17 protein-coding genes and 1 tRNA gene are annotated in these 18,258 nt (G+C 52.3%); 5 read left to right on the top strand and 13 right to left on the bottom strand.

All coding sequences use genetic code 11. The features are described 5' to 3' along the window. Positions 1-202: 202 nt before the first annotated feature. The 6 genes from Q9J80_RS05825 to Q9J80_RS05800 all read right to left on the bottom strand — a co-directional run bounded on the left by Q9J80_RS05825 (position 203) and on the right by Q9J80_RS05800 (position 5,948). A tRNA-Pro gene (locus tag Q9J80_RS05825) sits at positions 203-279 on the bottom strand. An 80-nt stretch (positions 280-359) separates the two neighbouring features. Further along, positions 360-1,445: a beta-N-acetylhexosaminidase gene (gene nagZ, locus Q9J80_RS05820; protein ID WP_301673428.1), complete on the bottom strand. Its 1,086-nt coding sequence runs from the start codon at positions 1,443-1,445 to the stop codon at positions 360-362. Between the two features lie 56 nt (positions 1,446-1,501). Beyond that, on the bottom strand, positions 1,502-3,022 hold the full coding sequence (locus tag Q9J80_RS05815) for a Na+/H+ antiporter NhaC family protein (protein ID WP_301673429.1): 1,521 nt from the start codon (positions 3,020-3,022) through the stop codon (positions 1,502-1,504). 200 nt (positions 3,023-3,222) lie between these two features. Further along, positions 3,223-4,722 (bottom strand): DegQ family serine endoprotease, encoded by a 1,500-nt coding sequence (locus Q9J80_RS05810; RefSeq protein WP_118792005.1) that lies wholly within the window; start codon positions 4,720-4,722, stop codon positions 3,223-3,225. Between the two features lie 137 nt (positions 4,723-4,859). Then, complete coding sequence (gene nth, locus Q9J80_RS05805) at positions 4,860-5,489, bottom strand: endonuclease III (protein WP_002217860.1); 630 nt, start codon at positions 5,487-5,489, stop codon at positions 4,860-4,862. A gap of 45 nt (positions 5,490-5,534) precedes the next feature. Next, a complete protein-coding gene (locus tag Q9J80_RS05800) occupies positions 5,535-5,948 on the bottom strand; it encodes a YqaA family protein (protein ID WP_301673430.1) in 414 nt (137 codons plus the stop codon). Between the two features lie 205 nt (positions 5,949-6,153). On the opposite strand from Q9J80_RS05800, the gene Q9J80_RS05795 reads away from it, so the two are divergent. From Q9J80_RS05795 to Q9J80_RS05785, 3 genes are all read left to right on the top strand, one after another. After that, entirely contained in the window at positions 6,154-7,377 is a 1,224-nt protein-coding gene (locus Q9J80_RS05795; protein WP_301673431.1) for a sugar MFS transporter, read from the top strand. Positions 7,378-7,667: 290 nt separating this feature from the next. Beyond that, complete coding sequence (gene nhaC, locus Q9J80_RS05790) at positions 7,668-9,047, top strand: Na+/H+ antiporter NhaC (protein WP_301673432.1); 1,380 nt, start codon at positions 7,668-7,670, stop codon at positions 9,045-9,047. A 195-nt stretch (positions 9,048-9,242) separates the two neighbouring features. Beyond that, positions 9,243-9,551: a hypothetical protein gene (locus Q9J80_RS05785; RefSeq protein ID WP_301673433.1), complete on the top strand. Its 309-nt coding sequence runs from the start codon at positions 9,243-9,245 to the stop codon at positions 9,549-9,551. Between the two features lie 92 nt (positions 9,552-9,643). Here the strand turns inward: Q9J80_RS05785 and Q9J80_RS05780 are convergent, their stop codons facing one another. The 3 genes from Q9J80_RS05780 to ybeY form a co-directional block, all read right to left on the bottom strand. Beyond that, on the bottom strand, positions 9,644-10,240 hold the full coding sequence (locus Q9J80_RS05780) for a hypothetical protein (RefSeq protein WP_301673434.1): 597 nt from the start codon (positions 10,238-10,240) through the stop codon (positions 9,644-9,646). 126 nt (positions 10,241-10,366) lie between these two features. Then, a complete protein-coding gene (locus Q9J80_RS05775) occupies positions 10,367-11,191 on the bottom strand; it encodes a CorC family transporter (RefSeq protein WP_301673435.1) in 825 nt (274 codons plus the stop codon). Position 11,192: 1 nt separating this feature from the next. After that, a complete protein-coding gene (gene ybeY, locus Q9J80_RS05770) occupies positions 11,193-11,708 on the bottom strand; it encodes an rRNA maturation RNase YbeY (RefSeq protein ID WP_304671356.1) in 516 nt (171 codons plus the stop codon). Positions 11,709-11,826: 118 nt separating this feature from the next. Between ybeY and hemC the strand changes: the two genes are divergently transcribed. Next, positions 11,827-12,762, top strand: a complete 936-nt coding sequence (hemC, locus tag Q9J80_RS05765) for a hydroxymethylbilane synthase (RefSeq protein ID WP_301669337.1) — start codon at positions 11,827-11,829, stop codon at positions 12,760-12,762. A 612-nt stretch (positions 12,763-13,374) separates the two neighbouring features. Here the strand turns inward: hemC and Q9J80_RS05760 are convergent. Together Q9J80_RS05760 and Q9J80_RS05755 are read right to left on the bottom strand one after the other, a co-directional pair. Then, complete coding sequence (locus Q9J80_RS05760; RefSeq protein ID WP_304671355.1) at positions 13,375-14,568, bottom strand: amino acid aminotransferase; 1,194 nt, start codon at positions 14,566-14,568, stop codon at positions 13,375-13,377. An 81-nt stretch (positions 14,569-14,649) separates the two neighbouring features. Continuing rightward, on the bottom strand, positions 14,650-15,147 hold the full coding sequence (locus Q9J80_RS05755) for a DNA-mimic protein DMP19 (RefSeq protein ID WP_301673437.1): 498 nt from the start codon (positions 15,145-15,147) through the stop codon (positions 14,650-14,652). A 115-nt stretch (positions 15,148-15,262) separates the two neighbouring features. Between Q9J80_RS05755 and Q9J80_RS05750 the strand changes: the two genes are divergently transcribed. Next, the gene (locus tag Q9J80_RS05750) at positions 15,263-15,466 is read left to right on the top strand and encodes a zinc-finger domain-containing protein (protein ID WP_301673438.1); all 204 of its coding nucleotides are present in this window, start codon (positions 15,263-15,265) and stop codon (positions 15,464-15,466) included. A 167-nt stretch (positions 15,467-15,633) separates the two neighbouring features. On the opposite strand, the gene Q9J80_RS05745 is transcribed toward Q9J80_RS05750, so the two are convergent. Next, entirely contained in the window at positions 15,634-17,220 is a 1,587-nt protein-coding gene (locus Q9J80_RS05745; RefSeq protein ID WP_301673439.1) for an L-lactate permease, read from the bottom strand. 268 nt (positions 17,221-17,488) lie between these two features. Next, positions 17,489-18,211, bottom strand: a complete 723-nt coding sequence (lpxH, locus tag Q9J80_RS05740) for a UDP-2,3-diacylglucosamine diphosphatase (RefSeq protein WP_301673440.1) — start codon at positions 18,209-18,211, stop codon at positions 17,489-17,491. Positions 18,212-18,258 lie beyond the last annotated feature (47 nt).

The raw sequence follows: 18,258 nt of genomic DNA, 5'->3' as shown, positions 1-18,258 counted from the left end.
TGCCGCTGTTGGGTACACGCCCGGCTTCCTAAATTCCGATGGTCTTTTGAACGTTGCCGATACCCTGTGCCAGTGCGCGCAAATGGTAGGGGTAGGGAAAACGAAATGCCGTCTGAAACAGCATTCTGTTTCAGACGGCATTTTTTTGTTGCCGCCAAAAGGAAAAACCGCCCCGGCAATCGATGCTGAGGCGGTTTGGATTTGGTCGGAATGAGAGGATTCGAACCTCCGACCCCTTCGTCCCGAACGAAGTGCGCTACCGGGCTGCGCTACATTCCGAATTAACTGGAACGGGATTATAACGTAAAAAGAGCGGCATGCCTATACCGTTTTGCCTGTTTGCCGCGTATCGGACGAATTTAAAAGGCTTCCCCGACTTTCACGCCGCCCGCCGTGTCTTGCGGCGAAGTCAAACGGGAGGTCAAGGCTTGTGCCGCTTGGAAATCCGTTGTCTGCATAACGGCTTGTGCTGCCTCATGACCGAGCGAGTTTTCCATGTATTGCCAACGTCCGGCCAAATCCGGGTTGTCGGGAATGGTGAAGCCGTCGCGCAATTCATCGACCAAGTCGGGACGGTTGCAGACCAATATGATGTCGCAACCTGCTTCAAACGACAGTCGGGCGCGTTCTTTGATACCGCCTGCCCCGCACGCGCCTTCCATGGTCAAATCGTCCGAGAAAATCACGCCTTTGAATCCGATATCGCGGCGCAAAATTTGTTTGAGCCAGATTTCGGAAAACCCTGCGGGCTTTGTGTCCACTTGTGGATAAACGACGTGGGCGGGCATGACCGCCGCCATACCTTCGCGGCTCATGCCGCGGAAGGGGATAAGGTCGGCGGTTTCGAGTTCGGACAGGCTGCGCCTGTCTTCCGGCAAGACCAGATGGCTGTCTCCTTCGACAAATCCGTGTCCGGGAAAATGTTTGCCGCATGATTTCATGCCGCCTTTTTCCAAACCTTTTTGAAGGGCGAGGGCAAGGCGGGTTACGGCTTCGGGGTTACGGTGGAAACTGCGGTTGCCGATGACGGGGCAGTTTCCCCAGTCCAAATCCAAGACGGGAGTGAAGGACAAGTCGATGCCGCAGGCGGAAAGCTCGGTTGCCAAAACCCAGCCTATCTGCAGTGCTGCGGTTTCGGCGGCGGACGCGCTTTCACTGTCCCAAATTTGCCCTAAGACGTTCATTGCGGGCAAGCGGGTAAATCCTTCGATAAACCGTTGAACCCTGCCGCCTTCGTGATCGACGGCGATAATGAGTTCGGGTGTGCGCAGGGCTTTGATTTCGGCGGTAAGTTCTTTGAGCTGTTCGATGTTTTGGAAGTTGCGGCGGAACAGGATGACTCCGCCGACGGCGGGATCGAGAAGGCGTTGCTTTTCCTCTTCGGTCAGGCGGAAGGCGGCAATGTCTGCCATGACGGGGCCGCGCGGAATATGGGGGACGGTCATTGCGGTTTGCTCCAAAAAGCTTCAGACGGCATATGCCGTCTGAACAGGGAAAGGGGTCAGGCGTTGGCGCGTTTTTTATCTTTCAACAGAAAAATCAGCACCGCCAATACAATGCCGGTCGTGCCGAAGCCGAGCAGCGCGGACTTGGTCATGCCCAAGGCAAGGTAACCGGCTGCGGCTGCGGCTGCAACCGTCAGGGCATAGGGCAGTTGCGAGGTAACGTGGTCGATATGGTTGCAGCGCGCGCCGGTGGAAGACAGGATGGTCGTATCGGAGATGGGCGAACAGTGGTCGCCGCATACCGCCCCCGCCATCACGGCGGACATACACGGGATAATCAGTGAGGGATCGACTTTGACCGCCATGGCGGCGGCAATCGGCAGCATAATGCCGAACGTCCCCCAGCTTGTGCCGGTGGCAAACGCCATCACGCTGGCGAGCAGGAAGAGGATGACGGGCAGGAAGCCGGGATGGATGTTGCCCGCAACCAGCGTGGAGAGGTAGTCGCCCGTGTGCATTTCGCCGACAACCGTACTGATGAGCCAGGCGAGGATTAAAATGGCGATTGCGCCGAACATAGATTTCGCACCCTGCCAAACGGCTTTGGGATAATCGGCGGTTTTAATCGTGCCGAGCGTGCAGAGGATGACGGCAAGCACGCCGCAAGTGCCGCCGAATACCAGCGAAGTGTTTACATCGGTATTTTCAAATGCCCCCAAAATGCTGAAGGTTTCGCTTGCCTGCGTGCCGGTGTAGATCATGGCGGAAACCGTTGAGGCGATTAAGGCCAAAACGGGAATAATCAGTGCGTAAACACGACCTTTGGTAGCGTCTGAAGCGGCAGTTTCATCGTGGGCTTCGTTCAACGCCGCCTGTTCGAAACGCGCCATCGAGCCGATGTCGAAGGAAAACCATGCGACGACGAATACCATAATCAGGGCAAACAGCGCGTAATAGTTCATCAGGCTCATGGCGACAAACGTCCCCATCGGCGTGTATTCGGTGATTTTGTAGGTAACGAGCAATCCGGCAAGCGTGGCGATAATCGACGCGCCCCAGCTTGAAACGGGCATCAGCACGCACATGGGCGCGGCAGTGGAGTCGAGAATGTAGGCGAGTTTGGCGCGGGAAACTTTAAACTTGTCGGTAACGGGACGGGCAATCGCACCGACGGCGAGGCTGTGGAAATAGTCGTCGATAAAGGTTACGAACACAAGGCAGGCGGTCAGCATTTTCGCGCCGCGCCGGTTTTTAATGTGCCGTTTTGCCCAGTCGGCAAACGCCTGATTGCTGCCGGAGTAGGTCAGCAGGGAAGTGAAAATGCCCAAAAGTATCAGGAAAACCAAGATTTTTGGTTTGCCCAGCGACCAATCGCCGTCTGCCCAAGCCAAGCCGACGACCATGTCTTTCAGGTGTGTCAGACCGTCGACGGGGTTGCCGCCGACCAAAAAAGCAACGCCGACCAAAATACCGATGCCTAAAGACAGCAGTACGCGGCGGGTAATGACGGCAAGTGCCAGTGCCAAAAAGGGTGGCACAACCGAGAAAAATGAATGTGAATAGTCGATCAGCTGCATGGTTTATGGGGGTGTTAAGCGTCCGGATGGGAGGGTATCTGTCCGCCTCCGGTTTGGGTTTTGTTGGCAAAATGGGCGGAAATATTTTTGTCGTAAAAAATATTTGTTTAAAATCAAACAACCGATTTTTTAAAATGCCCATTAATCGATATTGATGGGCATTTTATCATTTAAAAAATATTTTGGTTAAATTATGTGTGTTATTGCAGGTTTAATGCGATAAACAGCGTGTTGCCACGGCGCATGACCAGCAAGGGGACGTTTTTGCCCGCCTTGTCCATAGCTTTGCGGAAACCGTCTTCGTCATTGACGGGGACTTGCCCGACGGCAAGAATTTCGTCGCCGCGCCTCAAGCCTGCGCGTTCTGCCGCGTCGGAAACCCGTACGACGACGAGGTGTCCGCCGCTGCTGTCGGTATGTGTCTGAAGGGTAATGCCTGCGGATTCGACCGAGAACGTACCGGATTGCTGTTCGGTGTAGGGGGCTTCATCTGTTTTGGATGATGCGCCGGTATGCTCGGCGGCGTTGCCCAGCTTGATTTTGATTGTGATTTCTTCGCCTTTGCGCCATACGCCGAGGCTGACTTCTTTTCCCGGTGTAATGGCACCGACCATAACGGGAAGGTCTCCGGAAGAACGTATTTCTCCACCGTCGAGGCTGAGGACGATGTCGCCCGCCTGCAGGCCGGCACGTTCTGCGGGGCTGCCGGGCAGGACTTTGGTAATCAATGCGCCGCTGGCTTTATCCAGACCGAACGACTGTGCCAAACCGTAGGATACTTCCTGAATGATGACACCCAGTTGCCCGCGTTGGACTTTGCCGGTGTTTTTCAGTTGTTCGGCAACATTCATGGCAACGTCAATCGGGATGGCGAAGGAAATGCCCATAAATCCGCCGCTGCGGCTGTATATTTGCGAATTGATGCCGACGACCTGTCCTTTCAGGTTGAACAGCGGGCCGCCGGAGTTGCCCGGATTGATGGCAACGTCGGTTTGGATGAAGGGTGTGTAGCTTTCGTTGGGCAGGCTTCTGCCTTTGGCGGAGACGATGCCGGAGGTAACACTGTTGTCGAAACCGAAGGGTGCGCCGATGGCGGCGACCCATTCGCCCGGTTTCAAATCTTTGGGATTGCCGATTTTGACGACGGGCAGCTCTTCCGTTGCGTCGATTTTCAGAAGGGCGACATCGGATTGGACATCCGAGCCGACGAGTTTGGCGGTATATTCGCGCTTGTCGTTGAGCAGGACTTTGATGCTGCCCATACCGGCAACGACGTGGGTATTGGTCAGGATGTAGCCGTCTTTGCTGATGATGAAGCCCGAACCGAAGTTCAATCCGCCGTCGTCTGCTTCTTCTTGGGGGATTTCGGGCATATTCGGGACGAGGCGTTTGAAAAATTCGTAGAACGGGTCGCTGTCGGCAAGCGGGTCGGAATCGGTTTCGGCATTGCCGCTGCCGTTTTGGGTGCGCGGGGCGGGGGCTGCCTGAATATTGACGACTGCCGGACCTTCGCTTTGCACCAGTTGGGCAAAGTCGGGCAGCAGCATACTGACGCTGCCGTCGTCTTTGGTGTGTTCGATGCGTTCTACGAAGGATGCTTCTTTTTTGTCCGCACCGAAAAAGCTGCCTGCCTTGTCGCAGCCTGCCAGCGAGGCGGCACACAGTGCTGCCAAAGCGAGGTATTGGTATTTTTTGAACACGTTTCGTCCTTTGTGTTGTGCCGATATTGACTTCAATGCCGTCTGAAGCGCATTTTGTCGGCTTCAGACGGCATAGAGTGAAATTTTACAACGGTTGTCTGAATTTTCAAGCATTTCATTATTAAAGGGGAGACCCGTCAGGCTTTGGCGGGATATTCGCACAGGTCGTTGATGATGCAGGTTTGGCATTGCGGTTTGAGTGCCTTGCAGGTGTAGCGTCCGTGCAAAATCAGCCAGTGGTGCGCGTCCATCAGGAACTCTTTAGGAATGAAGCGCATCAGTTTGTCTTCGACTTCGCGCACATCTTTCCCGGGGGCGATTTTGGTTCGGTTGGACACGCGGAAAATATGCGTATCGACCGCCATAACGGGATGGCCGAACGCCGTGTTCAATACCACGTTTGCCGTTTTGCGCCCCACGCCCGGCAACGATTCCAAAGCCTCGCGGTCTTCCGGCACTTCGCCGTTGTATTTTTCCAGCAGGATGCGGCAGGTCTGCATGATGTGCTTGGACTTGGTTTTATATAACCCGATGGTTTTCGTGTATTCCATCACGCCGTCCAAGCCCAAATCCAGCATCGCCTGCGGCGTATCGGCAACCGGAAACAGTTTCGCCGTCGCCTTGTTCACGCCGACGTCGGTCGCCTGCGCCGAAAGCAGAACGGCGATTAAAAGCTCGAAAGGGGAGTTGAAATTCAGCTCGGTGGTCGGATGGGGGTTGGCGGCGCGGAAGCGTTCGAAAATTTCTTGGCGGATGTGTCTGTTCATTTTTTTATACGGTGGGTTTGTGTGTTCGGCATTATAACGTATGGTTCAGGCGGCGTAATATTGCATTCCCCACAGAATGAAGGCGTAACGCGCCGTTTTGCCGATAACCAGCATCAGCCCGCTTGTCCACGGATTCAACCGCAGCCAGCCAGCGGCAAGCGGCAGTGCGTCGCCGATGACGGGCAGCCAGGCAAACGCAAGCAGCCATACGCCGTAACGCTTCATTATCCTGATTGTTTTTTCAGACGGCATTTTTCGGGAAGGCAGCAAACGCCCCATCCAATAGGAAACCATACTGCCCAATCCGTTGGCAAGGCCGGCGCACAGCAACGCGCCGTATGCATGTTCGGAAAAGCGGTGGACGAATAGGGCAAAGGCGGCTTCCGATGTGCCGGGCAGGAGGGTGGCGGAAGTGAAGGCGGAAAAGGCGAGTGCGGCGTAGGCGTAAAAGACGGTCATGTACGGTTTGTGGTAAATCAAAATGAGGATTGAAAAAATACAGCGTCGGCGTGCTTGTCGGGATAATAACGGATATTGTCCGGCGAGGATATGCCGGCGGCTTGCAAATTTGTGAAATGTCAGTATGATTCACGCCGCCCTTGAAGAATGTCAATTTTTGCCGTCCGAACCGTGCAATGTATTCCAATAAAATGAAAGGCAAATCATGTCTGCGCAATCACAAAACAACCATACATCCCCGTTGGTCGTCTTGACTACGCTGTTCTTCATGATGGGTTTTATTACCTGCATGAACGACATCCTTATCCCTCATTTGAAAGAAATTTTCGACCTGACTTATGTTCAGGCGATGCTGGTTCAATTTTGCTTTTTTACCGCCTATGCGGTGATGTCCATCCCGATGGGGGCTTTTGTCGGCAAAGTCGGCTACAAAAACGGCGTTATCGGCGGCTTTCTGCTGACGGCGGTCGGATGCCTGCTGTTTTATCCTGCTGCGGGCAGCCATTCTTACGCGGTATTTTTGGGCGCGTTGTTTATTTTGGCTTCCGGCGTAACGCTGCTTCAGGTTGCCGGTAATCCTTATGTAACCCTGCTGGCGAAACCCGGCAAGGAATCGGCAACGCTGACGCTGGTTCAGGCGTTCAATTCTTTGGGTACGACCATTGCGCCGCAAATCGGCGCATTCCTGATTTTGGCGGACGCAACCCAAACCGTCAGCAAGGCGGAACAGATTTCTTCCGTACAGATTCCCTATTTGGGGCTGGCGGGGCTGCTGATTATCCTTGCCGTATTTGTCAAACTGATCCGTCTGCCCGACGCGCAAAAAATTGCCGCCGAGGAAAGCGCGCACAACCACGACGGCAAAACCGGCGTGTGGCAGTACAAACATCTCGTGTTCGGTGCGGCAGGCATTTTCTGCTACGTCGGTGCGGAAGTCTCCATCGGTTCGCTGATGGTCAATGTGTTGGGTTATCTGAAAGGGCTGGATCATGCTTCTGCCGCGCATTACCTGTCGTTTTATTGGGGCGGCGCGATGGTCGGACGTTTCCTCGGTTCGGCGGTGATGGCGAAATTCGCGCCCAACCGTTATTTGGCGTTTAACGCATCGGCTGCGGTCGTGCTGCTTGCCGTCGCGATGGCGACGGGCAGCGGCAATGCGGATGTGGCGATGTGGTCGCTGCTTGCCATCGGTTTTTTCAACTCGATTATGTTCCCGACGATTTTCTCTTTGGCAACCAAAGGGTTGGGCAAATTCACCAACGCGGCTTCCGGTGTGCTGTGTACCGCGATTGTCGGCGGTGCGGTCGTTCCTGTCGTACAGGGCTGGGCGGCAGATACTTATACCCTGATGTCTTCGTTTGTCGTTTCCGTAATCTGTTACCTGTATATCGTGTTTTTTGCGGTGTACGGGTATCGGGCGGACGAATAATCTTTTTCTTGAGAAATGCCGTCTGAACATCTTTCAGACGGCATTTTTGCGTACCGGTGTTTGCGGCGTGTGTGCCGAGGTTTTAATACTTCAATCCATAAAAGTCTTATATGCCAACAAACAAAAAAATAAAAAATTATATTTCAAAAAAATTAATTTAAATCGAGAAAATTGCCGTTTTGTTTCTGTCCGGCTTTTGTAAAACGCTAAAATGCCGTCTGAAGACGTCGGGCGGATTCGGTATGGTGTGTTAGAATCCGTTAACTTTATATCAAATCGGGCAAAGAATCATGTTTGCTTTCAAATCCTTACTCGATATGCCGCGCGGTGAGGCACTTGCCGTCGTCGTCGCTCTGATTGCCGCGATGGGCTATACCATCATTTCATTGGAGTGGCTGCCGCATATGTCCATTATTGCCGCTATCGTCGTGCTGATTTTGTACGGCTTGGCGCGCGGTTTGAAATACAACGATATGCAGGCGGGGATGGTTGGCGCGTTGAATCAGGGTATGGGCGCGATTTACCTGTTTTTCTTCATCGGGCTGATGGTCAGCGCGCTGATGATGAGCGGCGCGATTCCGACGCTGATGTATTACGGTTTCGGACTGATTTCCCCGACTTATTTCTACTTTTCCGCCTTCGCGCTGTGTTCCGTCATCGGCGTGTCCATCGGCAGCAGCCTGACCACCTGCGCTACGGTCGGCGTTGCCTTTATGGGTATGGCGGCGGCGTTTCAGGCTGATATGGCGATGACGGCGGGCGCGATTGTTTCCGGTGCGTTTTTCGGCGATAAAATGTCCCCGCTTTCCGACACCACGGGCATTTCCGCCTCTATCGTCGGTATCGACCTGTTTGAACACATCAAAAACATGATGTACACCACCATCCCCGCGTGGCTCATCAGCGCGGCACTGATGCTTTGGCTTCTTCCCAGCGTTGCCGCGCAGGATTTGAACAGCGTCGAATCCTTCCGCAGCCAGCTTGAAGCCACGGGATTGGTGCACGGCTATTCGCTGATTCCGTTTGCGCTGTTGGTCGTTCTTGCGCTGATGCGCGTCAACGCCGTCGTTGCCATGCTCTTTACCGTCATGGTTGCCGTTGCTGTAACGTATCTGCACAGCACGCCCGATCTGCGTCAGCTCGGCGCGTGGTTTTACGGCGGCTACAAACTCGAAGGCGAAGCGTTTAAAGACATCGCCAAACTCATTTCGCGCGGCGGTTTGGAAAGTATGTTTTTCACGCAGACCATCGTGATTCTCGGTATGAGCCTTGGCGGGCTGCTGTTTGCGCTCGGTGTAATTCCTTCCCTGCTGGATGCCGTCCGCAGCTTTTTGACGAATGCCGGACGCGCGACGTTCAGCGTTGCCATGACTTCGGTCGGGGTTAATTTCCTGATTGGAGAGCAATATTTGAGTATTTTGTTGTCGGGTGAAACGTTCAAACCTGTTTACGATAAGCTCGGCCTCCATTCGCGCAACCTGTCGCGCACGCTCGAAGATGCGGGGACGGTGATTAACCCGCTTGTTCCGTGGAGCGTGTGCGGCGTATTTATCAGCCACGCCCTCGGCGTACCCGTTTGGGAATATCTGCCTTATGCCTTTTTCTGCTATTTGAGTTTGGCTTTGACGCTTCTGTTCGGCTGGACGGGGCTGACCTTGAGCAAAAAATAAGCGGATAAGCGAAATGCCGTCTGAACCTGTTTTCCGGTTTCAGACGGCATTTTGGCGTTGGAACTAAGTTTACCCAAGGTTGCACTTACTCAAATTTAAAGCCCCTGCTTGTTAGCGGGGGCTTTTATAAAATATAAAAGATACATGAAAAACTAGGTATAATAATCTCATTGGAAATGAATTTTGGGGAAAATCATGTTGAAGAAAGTTTTCGTTCTTGCTGTTTGTGTGTTGGCTGCATCTCCTGTCTTTGCCAAATCCAATCATCCAAGACAAGCAGAACCACAATACAAAGAGTTCCACTTGTGGATTGACAGGGCAAACAATTATGTAACCCGACAAGATGGAAAATGGGTCTACTGCACAAAAGGTATTGGTTGTGTGTCCGAACAAACAGTAGCAAGTGGTTATCAACCGAACGGTGAGCCTTACATTGCGTCGCCGGTTAAAAACAATCTGATGCGCCAACGCATCAGAGAACTTGACCGATTTTTTAAACACTAATTTTAAACCGCCTATTAAAGGCGGTTTTTGCTTTCATTTCAATTCAATTTAAAAGGAGACCCATCATAGGTCTCCTTTCCGTACCAAATCAATTAGTGTTCTTGAATATCCTCAACTGCACGTTCACGCAGTGTTTGGAAATTGTCTTCCACCAACAATTTGCCATCCTTAAAGATAGTCTGCATCACGTCATCAGAGTAATCACTGTCCGAATACAGGTTATCCATATAGCTATCGCCATTGTTTACCACTTTCACACGTCCGCGCTGGCTTTTCTTTTTACTGTCGGTTTTCGGTGCTTTAAACACGATGTGCTCATCACCACCAATCGTAACCGCAGTGCATTTCACAGCAAAGCCAAGTACATCTCGGGTAACATATTGGTAAGTATAACTGCCGATACCAAACACCACGTTTGATGAAGCAAAACTTTTACGTTCCAAACGTTCAAAGATTTCCATCATACGTTGATATGTAATGCTGTCGCCATAAATCGCACCAATATGGCTGTCCAGAACTTTGTAACCCTTGCTGTTCACCACACCACCAAAAGTTAATATAGCACCTAGCAATAATGCACCTAGTATTTTTAATTTACTTTTTGTATCTTTCTCTTGCCACGGTTTTTCATCAAAAAGTTCACTAAAAAAATCAAAGACAGTGTGCCAAATAGCTTTCCATAGTTCCATTTTGTTTCTTCAATAAAATAATTCAAAAAATCCCTACTATGTTTGTCGGATGGGGCGGATTGAAACAGAAAACACCCGTACAGTCATCCTAAACTGTACAGAAACGGCGGTGCGGGCAGGCTCTGCTTACTTCACGCGGGTCGCCATCAGCGTGTGCAGGCGGCGGTTGTCGGCGCGTGCGACGGTAAATTGCAGGTTGCCGATGATGACTTTTTCGCCGCGTACGGGCAGGTGTCCCAATTCCTGAATGACCAGACCGCCGATGGTGTCGGCTTCTTCGCTGCTGTATTCCGTGCCGAAAAAGGCGTTGATGTCTTCGATTTCGGTAGCCGCGTGGATACGCCAGCGTTCGGCGGAAACGGCGTGGATGTTGTCGGCGCTTTCGTCTTCGTCAAACTCGTCTTCGATGTCGCCGACGATTTGCTCGATGATGTCTTCAAAAGTGACTAAACCCGACGTGCCGCCGTATTCGTCGATGACAATCGCCATATGGTTGCGCTGTTCGCGGAACTCTTTGAGCAGTGCGTTCAGCGATTTGCCTTCGGGGACGAAGACGGCGGGGCGCAAGACGGATTTGAGGTGGAACTGCTCGGGGTTGAACATATATTTGAGCAGGTCTTTGGCGTGCAAAATGCCCAAAACTTCGTCTTTGTCTTCGCCGATGACGGGGAAGCGCGAATGGGCGGTATCGATGATGTAGGCGGTGATGCGTTCGATGCTGTCGTTTTCTTTTAAAACGTTCATACGGCTGCGCGTAATCATCGCGTCGCGCACTTCCAGCTCGGCAAAGTCCAATACTTTTTCCAGTCGGGTCAGTGTGTCGGCATCAAAAACTTCCTGCTCGTGTGCTTGGCGCAGCAGGGTCAATACGTCTTCGGCGGAGTCGGGCTCGCCGGCAAGTCGGGAGATTAGGCGTTCGAAAAACTTGGGTTTCGACTGCGTACCGTCCATTTTAATATTCGTCCTCTTGGTAGGGGTTGGGGAAGCCCGCCGCCAGCATCAGGCGGATTTCTTCGGCTTCCATTATTTCGGCTTCATCGTCTTCGATGTGGTCGTAGCCCATCAGGTGTAAAGTACCGTGTATGGTCAGGTGGGCAAAATGCTGCTCGGGTGTTTTGCCTTGTTCGGCGGCTTCTTTCAAAACCACTTGCGGACAAATCACCAAATCACCATACAGGCCGTCTGAAAACTGGTCGGGCAGGATTTCGCCTTCGTTGAGCGCGAAACTCAATACATTGGTGGCGTAATCTTTGCCTCGATAGTCACGGTTGTAGGCGCGGGCTTCTTCTTCGTCCAGAAGAATCAGGCTGATGTCGGCGCGGCGGTATTCGTTTTTTAAGGCCGACCACGCCCAGCGGTAGAAATCGCGTTTGCTCGGAAGGTTGGCGGCGGAAGAAGCGTTTTCAAAGTTCAGATGAAAACGTTGCCGCTGTAAGGATAAAAAAGGATATTGTTTGGCGCGTTTCATGTTGTCCGGAAAATTTGGTTTTTAGGCGTAAATATAACATATTCACCCTCATGCCGTCTGAAAAAACGCCCAAAATATGATAGACTTCATGCCGTTTTCCATCTTTCAGGCAACCATTATGAACCCGAAAAAACTCGTTATCGCCAGTCGCGAAAGCTTGCTTGCCATGTGGCAGGCAAAGCATATCCAAGGCCGTCTGAAAGCCCTGTATCCCGATTGCGAAGTCGAGATTTTGGGTATGACCACGCGCGGCGACCAGATTTTGGACAGAACTTTGTCAAAAGTCGGAGGTAAAGGCTTGTTTGTCAAAGAGTTGGAACAGGCTTTATATGACGGGCGCGCTGATTTGGCCGTGCATTCGATTAAAGACGTACCGATGGATTTGCCTGAAGGTTTCGCGCTTGCGGCCATCGGCGAACGCGCCAATCCGTTTGACGCGTTTGTGTCCAACCAATACGCGCGTTTGGAAGAAATGCCCAAAGGTGCCGTCGTAGGCACATCCAGCCTGCGCCGCGAAGCCCAGTTGCGCGCGCGCTATCCGCATTTGCTTATCAAACCTCTGCGCGGCAATGTGCAAACCCGTTTGTCCAAACTCGATAATGGCGAATACGACGCAATTATCTTGGCTGCCGCCGGTTTGCAGCGTCTGGAATTGGATGAACGCATCCGCATGATTTTGTCGGAATCCGACAGCCTGCCTGCAGCCGGACAAGGCGCATTGGGTATTGAAATTGCCGCGCATCGCGAAGATTTGTACGAAGTCTTGAAGCCTTTGAATCACGATACCACACATGCCTGCGTGACGGCCGAACGCGCGTTGGCGCGCGCTTTGGGCGGAAGCTGCCAAGTGCCGCTGGCCGCATATTGCACGGAAGAAAACGGCTTGCTGACCTTGCGCGGACTGGTCGGACACCCCGACGGTTCGGTTGTGTTGCAGGCGGACGCGCAAGCACCTGCCGAATACGCCGACGCGCTCGGACGCGCAGTTGCCAAAAAACTGGCGGACGACGGTGCGCAGGAATTGATTGGAGCAGTATTGAATACGGAAAATTGATTTTATCGAAAATTTATAGTGGATTAACAAAAATCAGTACGGCGTTGCCTCGCCTTGTCGTACTATTATCTGTACTGTCTGCGGCTTCGTCGCCTTGTCCTGATTTTTGTTAATCCACTATAAAGAAAATAATATAAGTTATTGTTTTTAATTAATTTATTTCATCAGTTTTACTCGCCTTATTTCGTCATTCCCGCGCAGGCGGGAATCCAGTTTGCTCGGTTTCAGTTGTTTCTAATCAATTCTTGCAGCATTGGGTTCCTGGATTCCCGCCTGCGCGGGAATGACGGCGGAAAGGTTTTTGTGGCTTCGGATAATATAGTGGATTAACAAAAATCAGGACAAGGCGACGAAGCCGCAGACAGTACAGATAGTACGACAAGGCGAGACAACGCCGTACTGGTTTAAAGTTAATCCACTATACTGTGGCGTTCAAATTTTGAATTTGAGAATGATGATATTCGTATTTTTTATTTGAGTTCATCATATTGGGTTGATTTTGTAGATGTTTTTAGCTTGTTTGAAATTGTTATAGTTTATTGTTTTTTAACAAAAAACAGATGCCGTCTGAACTGGTTAAGGTTCAGACGGCATTTTCATATGGCTGTGCTTTTACAGTACTTTCACGATGCTTTCGCACAGATAATCGATGTTGTCGTCGGTAATGCCGGCGACGTTGATACGGCCGGAACGGACGGCATAAATGGCAAACTCGTTTTTCAGGCGGTCGACTTGTTCGGGAGTCAAGCCGCTGAAAGAGAACATGCCGTTTTGTTCAATAATGAAATCAAAGTCTTGGGTTGCACCTTTGGCTTTGAGCAACTCGACAAATTTTTGGCGCATGGCTTTGATGCGGTCGCGCATTTCATCGAGTTCGGCAATCCATTGGGCTTTCAAATCATCATTTTTTAACACCAGCGCAATGGTGTTCGCGCCGTGTGAAGCCGGATTGGAATACAAGGTACGGATGATGGTTTTGACTTGGCTGTGGGCGCGGGCGGCGGTTGCTTCGTCTTCGGCCACCAAAGTGAACGCGCCGACGCGCTCGTTGTACATGCCGAAGTTTTTGGAATAAGAGCTGGCAATCAGCAATTCTGTATTGTGTTTCAAGAACACGCGCAAGCCGTAGGCATCTTCTTCCAGACCGTTGCCGAAGCCTTGGTAGGCAAAGTCAAACAGCGGCAGCCAGCCTTTTTCGGCAGAAAGTTTTGCCAGAGTTTCCCATTGTTCGGGCGTAGGGTCGATGCCGGTAGGGTTGTGGCAGCAGCCGTGCAGCAGGACGATGTCGCCTTTTTGCGCTTGGCTCAAGTCTTCAATCATGCCGTCCCAATCCAAACCGTGTTTGGCGGCATCATAGTAGCGATAAGGTTTGTCTTGGATACCGACCGCTTTGGCGATGGCGTTGTGGTTTGGCCAGGTCGGATTGGAAATCCAGATGGTTTGCGCGTTCAACTGACGTTTGGCAAACTCGGTCGCAATACGCAATGCGCCTGTACCGCCAAGGCTTTGCGCTGTTTTGGCGCGGCGGCTGGCGATGATTTCGTGGTCTTTGCCGAACAGCAGGATTTGGGTTTGCGCGTTGTAGTCGGCAACGCCGTCGATGGTCAGGTAGTTTTTGGTTGTTTCACTTTCCAACAGGCGTTTTTCGGCTTCTTTGACGGCTTTGACAATGGGTGTCGCGCCGGATGCGTCTTTATAAACGCCGATGCCGAGGTTGACTTTTTCGGGGCGGGTTTCGGCTTTGAACGCTTCGCCCAAACCGAGAATCGGATCGGCGGGGGCGGCTTCGATGTGCTTGAAGAACATGGCTTGCTCCTTGATGGGGACGGAAGATAATTCGGGTTTGCCGATTTTACGCTGTTTTACACGGGCTGGAAACAGACGTAATCACGCCTGCCCGATATGGGCGAAGGTTTCCCAGTTTGACCGTATGTGTTCTGCAAGCAGGGGCAGGTCTTGTTCGGCGGCTTCGTAGTATGCGCCGTCCCATTCTTCAAAGTCGGGGAACTGTTTGCGCAGGGATTCGATGTCTGCGCCTCCGTCGGCGAGCGTTTCGATGGTTTCCCCGTGTTGTTCGTAGAGGGCTTTGGCTTTGTCCAAGACTTTCGGCACGGCTTTGATTTTCCAGCGGCGCAGGCTGTCGGCAAGCGGGTTGCGGAAAATGTATTCGCCGTAGCCAGAGGCGATAAGCTGTACGAAGCCGCCTTCTTCGACTTGGCTGTCGAGGTAGCAGAATGCGGTCAGCGTGTGTTGGTCGTTGGACAGGCAGGAGAGGGATTCGTCGCTGGTTTGGGCGGTGTGTTCGAGGTAGGCGGAAACGAGGGTATAGAGCAGAACGGATGGTTCTTGTTGGCGGATGTCTTCCGGAAGGGTAAGCGCAGTCATGGTATGCCGTCTGAAAAGTGGGGATTATAGCGGATTGCACCTTCGGGTCGGAAATATCCTTTATCTTGCCGATGGCGTAAAATAGGCGTACACCAACCACGTGAAGGAAAATCGAATGGACAATCTGAATCCGCAGGAAATTTCCGTGTTGCCGGAAAATCTGCCGCTGTATTGCTCGGGACCGGACAACGAGCAGTGGAACGGACATCCGAGGGTGTTTTTGCCTTTGGGCGAAGGAGAGTTGGGCAGCGTTGCCTGCCCGTATTGCGGCACGCGCTACCGCCTTGACGGAAAGATGCCGCATCATCATTACGCCTGAATGCAAACGGCGGAAAAATGCCGTCTGAAGCCTTTTCCGGTTTCAGACGGCATTTGTTTGGCGGGGCGGGCTGTTCCGGCACGGGTATTCTGCCCGACGCGCCGCCCGGACGGGGAGAGGAGGTTTCCGTTCTCCGCGTGCTGCTGCTATGGATGGCGGCGTTTCGCCTAGAGGAAGAAAATCATTGCCACGACGACGGCAATCACGCCGTAAATCGCCATCGGGATAACGGTTTTCTTGATAATCGCACCTTCGGAATTTTTCACGTCCAATACGGTACATACGGCGATGATGTTGTTGAGGCACACCATATTGCCCATCGCGCCGCCGACGGACTGCAACGCCAGAATCAGGGTAACGGACAGGCCGGTATCCAAGGCGATTTGCTGCTGAATCGGGCCGAAGGTCAGGTTGGACACGGTGTTGGAGCCGGAGAAGAACGCACCGATTGCGCCCAAATACGGCGAGAAGTAAACCCAGTGTTCGCCCGCCATTGCGGCAAATTCCTTACCGATGATTTTCACCATCGAATTGTCGCCGCCGACCAGCATCAGCTGAACCATAATCAGCGCGCCCATCAGGGCAAGCAGCGGTTTTTTGGTTTGATTGAAGGTTACGGCATAAATTGTCCAAGCATCTTTGAATTTGGTCTTATACAGCAGGATGCAGATCCAAACGGTAAAGACAAACGGAATCCAAGCCGGGACGTACAGCGTTTGGTAAGACGCGCTGACATCTTGTCCGAAAATATTGCCGAAGGTAATTGTCAGGGAGTCGCTGACGGTGATTTTGGACAAATCAAACGGCAGTTGGAAGCTGAACCATTCTTCTTTGCTGGTCAAAATGCCTTTGATGCCAAGTTGTTTGATGCGCGTAACCACCAGCATACCGATCAGCATACCCAAAGGGGCGAGTGCTTTGGCGACTTGGGCGAACGGCACTTTTTCGGCATTCGGGTCTTTGGCGTGGTCTTTGCTCAAGCCCCAGCCTTTATTAGCTGCAAATACGGAAAACATCAGGCCGATTGCGCCGGCAACCAAAGAAGGAAATTCTTCGTTGACCATTGCCAATGCGACATAGGGAAGGGTACAGGAGAAAACGGCAATGGCGACGAAGCCCAAGTTTTTGCGGATTTCAGACCAAGGCACGATAAAACTCAAGCCGATGACGGGGATGATGAAACCCGCGAAGAAGTGCATCACGCCGGTCTGTCTGCCGATGGCGAGGATGTCTTCGGCACTCAGGTTCAGCGGTGCGAAACCGAACCAGGTCGGCGTACCGACCGCGCCGAATGATACCGGCACGGAGTTCATCACCAAAGTGAAAATCGCCACTTTCAACGGGTTGAAGCCCAAGCTCATCAGAATCGGCGCGGCAATCGCGGCAGGCGTACCGAAGCCGGACGCGCCTTCAATCATAAAGGCAAACGACCAGCCGATAATCATCAGTTGCGCTACGGGGTTCGGGCTGATGGTCGCCAGCCATTTGCGGATGACATCGATGCAGCCCGTGGTTTCCATCATACGGTTGAACATAATCGCGCCGAAAATCACGGTAATCGGCGTGAGCGTTTTGACGAGGCCGGAAGCGGCGGTGGCGTTGAGCAGCATTCCCGCATCGCCGAAGTAGAAAAGTTTGATGGCGTAAATCAGCACTGCGGTAATCGGCAGCGCGACGTAGGAAGGCATACTGTTTTTTTTCACCATCAGCCAAATCAGCAGGACGATGGGGAATATGCTGAGGAAAAGTGCCATAACGAATCCTTTTTAGGCATTTGCATCATAAGGCGCGTTGAGGTTTGGAAAGACGTTCAAATCCCGCACACCCGATATTTTGGTTAAAAGATAAATTGGTAAGACCAATTATTATGCGTTTGCACACTTTACGTAATCTTATGTAATCGGTCAAGCATTTTATCGATAACGCCCCTTAATGCGGGTTAAGGATGGTGATGATGCGGCGGAGGGAGTGTGGGAAAGGGGCGTGTAAAAAAAGCCGCCCGAAAGGCTTCAGACGGCATTTTCAGCATTTTTCCAGCGGCACGAATACCGCGCCGTCCCCGTCCACGCGGAGGATTGAAGCATAGTCGTTATGCCAGTCGCCCAAAACGATGCGGGTAAAGCCGTTTTCGTGATGGATATGCTCGCGGTGGGTGTGTCCGTGTATCAGCCTTTCCGCGTTAAAGGCGCGAACCTGCCGCGCGGTAAAGGCGGCATTGACATCCATAATATCGGCGGGCTTGACCTGTTTTTCCATTTTGCTGACACGCCTGATTTTGGCGGCAAGGCGTGTGCGCCACTTCAGAGGCAGCATTAGGAACAGTTTTTGCAGCCGCTTCCGATGCACGATTTTGCGGAAACGTTGGTATGCCCTGTCATCCGTACACAGAGTGTCGCCGTGGCAGATGAGGGTTTTGCAGCCGAACAAGTCCAAAACCGAGTAATCCGGCAGTAGCGTCATGCCCGCACGCCGGCAAAAATCCTGACCGATTAGGAAGTCGCGGTTACCCCTGACAAAGAACACGGCAACGCCTTTGTCGGACAATTTCCTGATTTCACGCGCAACCGAAGTATTCAACTCGGAAACTTCGTCATCGCCCACCCAAAAATCAAACAAATCGCCCAAAATATAAACCGCCCGCGCCTGTCCGGCGGCGGAAGAACGTAAAAAAAGCAGCAACAGCGCGGTCAGTTCGGGATGCTTTTCGCTCAAATGCAGGTCGGAAATGAAATAGGAGGGTCGCATAGGCAGGTTTCCAATCGGGCGGATGTCGTGGCGGATTATAACGCGCC

Source organism: Neisseria blantyrii (assembly GCF_962747855.1).
Taxonomy (GTDB): Bacteria; Pseudomonadota; Gammaproteobacteria; order Burkholderiales; family Neisseriaceae; genus Neisseria; species Neisseria viridiae.
Note: the sequence above shows the minus strand (reverse complement) of the source record. Positions and strands in the feature narration are given on the sequence as shown.

Bases quoted from the DNA above. Each gene is read 5' to 3' on its own strand.
- nagZ (WP_301673428.1), bottom strand. From the start codon at position 1,445: ATGACCGTCCCCCATATTCCGCGCGGCCCCGTCATGGCAGACATTGCC.
- Q9J80_RS05815 (WP_301673429.1), bottom strand. From the start codon at position 3,022: ATGCAGCTGATCGACTATTCACATTCATTTTTCTCGGTTGTGCCACCC.
- nth (WP_002217860.1), bottom strand. From the start codon at position 5,489: ATGAACAGACACATCCGCCAAGAAATTTTCGAACGCTTCCGCGCCGCC.
- Q9J80_RS05800 (WP_301673430.1), bottom strand. From the start codon at position 5,948: ATGACCGTCTTTTACGCCTACGCCGCACTCGCCTTTTCCGCCTTCACT.
- Q9J80_RS05795 (WP_301673431.1), top strand. From the start codon at position 6,154: ATGTCTGCGCAATCACAAAACAACCATACATCCCCGTTGGTCGTCTTG.
- nhaC (WP_301673432.1), top strand. From the start codon at position 7,668: ATGTTTGCTTTCAAATCCTTACTCGATATGCCGCGCGGTGAGGCACTT.
- Q9J80_RS05785 (WP_301673433.1), top strand. From the start codon at position 9,243: ATGTTGAAGAAAGTTTTCGTTCTTGCTGTTTGTGTGTTGGCTGCATCT.
- Q9J80_RS05780 (WP_301673434.1), bottom strand. From the start codon at position 10,240: ATGGAACTATGGAAAGCTATTTGGCACACTGTCTTTGATTTTTTTAGT.
- Q9J80_RS05775 (WP_301673435.1), bottom strand. From the start codon at position 11,191: ATGGACGGTACGCAGTCGAAACCCAAGTTTTTCGAACGCCTAATCTCC.
- ybeY (WP_304671356.1), bottom strand. From the start codon at position 11,708: ATGAAACGCGCCAAACAATATCCTTTTTTATCCTTACAGCGGCAACGT.
- hemC (WP_301669337.1), top strand. From the start codon at position 11,827: ATGAACCCGAAAAAACTCGTTATCGCCAGTCGCGAAAGCTTGCTTGCC.
- Q9J80_RS05760 (WP_304671355.1), bottom strand. From the start codon at position 14,568: ATGTTCTTCAAGCACATCGAAGCCGCCCCCGCCGATCCGATTCTCGGT.
- Q9J80_RS05755 (WP_301673437.1), bottom strand. From the start codon at position 15,147: ATGACTGCGCTTACCCTTCCGGAAGACATCCGCCAACAAGAACCATCC.
- Q9J80_RS05750 (WP_301673438.1), top strand. From the start codon at position 15,263: ATGGACAATCTGAATCCGCAGGAAATTTCCGTGTTGCCGGAAAATCTG.
- Q9J80_RS05745 (WP_301673439.1), bottom strand. From the start codon at position 17,220: ATGGCACTTTTCCTCAGCATATTCCCCATCGTCCTGCTGATTTGGCTG.
- lpxH (WP_301673440.1), bottom strand. From the start codon at position 18,211: ATGCGACCCTCCTATTTCATTTCCGACCTGCATTTGAGCGAAAAGCAT.